This is a genomic window from Pinirhizobacter sp., from assembly GCF_035317885.1.
In the GTDB taxonomy this organism is placed as follows: Bacteria; Pseudomonadota; Gammaproteobacteria; order Xanthomonadales; family Rhodanobacteraceae; genus Pinirhizobacter.
In genome coordinates this window covers 1-2,222 of record NZ_DATHFX010000231.1, presented here as the reverse complement: position 1 = coordinate 2,222, position 2,222 = coordinate 1, and the positions used below count along the sequence as shown (strand labels likewise).

The 2,222-nt window shown below is 64.5% G+C and carries 3 protein-coding genes; 1 reads left to right on the top strand and 2 read right to left on the bottom strand.

The window, feature by feature from the left end:
• On the top strand, positions 1–420 hold a 420-nt coding region (locus VK519_RS07595; RefSeq protein WP_324348690.1), incomplete at its 5' end, for a phosphoribosyltransferase family protein.
• A gap of 46 nt (positions 421–466) precedes the next feature.
• Here VK519_RS07595 and VK519_RS07590 read toward each other — a convergent pair.
• Both VK519_RS07590 and VK519_RS07585 read right to left on the bottom strand, forming a co-directional pair.
• Complete coding sequence (locus VK519_RS07590) at positions 467–1,303, bottom strand: universal stress protein (RefSeq protein ID WP_324348688.1); 837 nt, start codon at positions 1,301–1,303, stop codon at positions 467–469.
• A 10-nt stretch (positions 1,304–1,313) separates the two neighbouring features.
• Positions 1,314–2,147, bottom strand: coding sequence for a universal stress protein (locus VK519_RS07585; protein ID WP_324348686.1), 834 nt, complete (start codon positions 2,145–2,147; stop codon positions 1,314–1,316).
• Positions 2,148–2,222: the final 75 nt, after the last annotated feature.

Below are 2,222 nucleotides of genomic sequence, written 5' to 3'. Positions count from 1 at the left end.
CCCGACGAAGGCAGCACGACGCTCAGCCGGGATGTGGCGGCCATCCTGAAAGCACCTTTCCTGGTTGGAGCCAAGCGCTACGAAGGGAACCACCCGGTGGATGTGGATCTTTTCCAGCTCCCGGACTGGCGTTGCCACACGCCGGTGATTGTTGATGCCATCCTGTCCACCGGACAGACGATGCTGGCAGTGATGGAATGTGCCCGTCATGCAGGTCTGCCGCCCGCTGTCTGTGTCGCCGTGCATGGCCTATGCGGCGACAAAGCCGTTCGGGCCCTGTTTCGGCAAGGGTGCGCGGCGGTGGTCACCACAAACACGATCTCTGGCGTTACCGCACTCATTGACGCATCCGAGGACATTGCCCTTTCCCTGCCCAAGCTCAAGGGTGCAGAAAGGCCCGCGAACGCCGTGGCGGCTTAGTTGGCCAGACGTTACGGCACGAGCACAGCGCGCCCGGTGAAACGGCCTAGTGCGAAAACAGCACGGGGATGCTCCCCAACACGAGCAGTTCGCGGGTCACGCCGCCCAGGACCCATTCCCGGCTCCGGGTATGCCCGTAGGCGCCACACACCAGGAACTGTGCGCCGGTTGTGCGGACGTGGTGGATCAACGCCAGGCCAACGCTGTCCTCGCGTCGAAGGATCTGCGTTACGCGGGGATTGAAGTTCCTTCGTTTTAGTGCCTCGACCAGGGGCGCGACATTTTCATCGTCTTCTTGCGCGCAGACAGTCACCAGGTCGATCGTGGCGCCGGCAGACAAAAGCGGCAAGGCGTCATGCAATGCCCGGGCGGCTTGCGGCGTAGCGCGCCACGCTACCGCCACGTGCGATAGCGATGCATCGAGATTGGCGCTACGGGGCACCACCATCACGGGGCGGCCCGATTCGAGCATCAATGCTTCGATATATTGCCGACTGCGCACAGCCTCCATGCCGTCCACCGGTGGCCCGGCGATGAATGCCACATCCGCGCATTGTGCCAGCCGAGCGGCCGCCCGCGGCGGGTTGCCGTCGGTAACCTCTACCACCTCGACGGCAGTGCGCACGTCGCCGCGTTCTTCGAGGTCGCGGACATGGGCTGCCCGATCCCGACCGTCCTTGCGCAGAAGCGCATAGGCCTCGGCCAGGGCCTGGTCGGGCAGTTGCCCCCAGGTCGCATCCGCGCGCCAGGGCAGGTTGACCATCACATGGATGCTGACATGACAACGATGGTGGCGGGCAATGGCGCGTGTCATCGCCGCCGCATGGTCGTCGCCGCGGACATGGATGTCGAAGCAGGCAAGTTCCAGGTGCGCGTTAGTCATGGCGATTCTCCTAGTGCGACATCAGCACGGCGATACCGGACAGTTCAAGGAGCTGGCGGCTCACACCGCCCAAGACCCACTCGCGCAGCCGGGAATGGCCGTAGCCGCCGGCAACGATCAGGTCGGCCTGGACACGCCATGCGTGATCCACGATCGCCTGCCCAGCGCTGGTGGCGCTGGTGTCCAGGTCCACGCACTCGGCTTTGATGCCGTGGTGAGACAGATACGCCAGGAGCGGATCCACCGAATTCTCCGCCAAGGTGGAAGGCGTGCCGGCCCTCAGCACCTGGACCGTGGCGCCGCGCTTCATCAGCGGGATCGCATCGTAGATAGCCCGGGAACTCTCACGCGAGGGTTTCCATGCCACGCAGATCCTTTGCGGCGGCCAATGAAGTTCCTTGTCAGGCGGCACCATCAACATCGGCCGGCCCGAGCGCATCAGTACGCCGACGACAAGATCACGCCAGCACGGCACCTGGAAGCTATCGGCAGGTCGGCCGGGCACCAGGGCGAGGTCCGCCAGCTGGGCACCGTGGCCCGCCAGGCTGGCGCGAGCTTCCACGAACACGTCAATGGTTTCCATCGATGCCGTGATCCCAGCCGAGCGGAGCCGATCGTGGAATGTCGAGGCGTGGCGTTCAGTGTCTGCACGCAAATCGGTGTAGAGCTCGATGACCGAAGGGCTGGCCAGCAGGCCATAGGGGGCCATGGCAGGGCTGGGCATCTGGACGAGGTACTGGGCACGCACATGCGCCGATTCAGCCTGGGCCACTTTGAGGGTGGCATCGGCGAGCGCGCCGTCGCTGTCCAGGCCGCCGAAGGCGACATAAACGTCGTGAATCATGATGAGCTCCAGATCAGTGAAGCATGAATAGCGGCAAGCCCGCATGGCGCAACATGTAGCGGGTTGCCCCGCTCA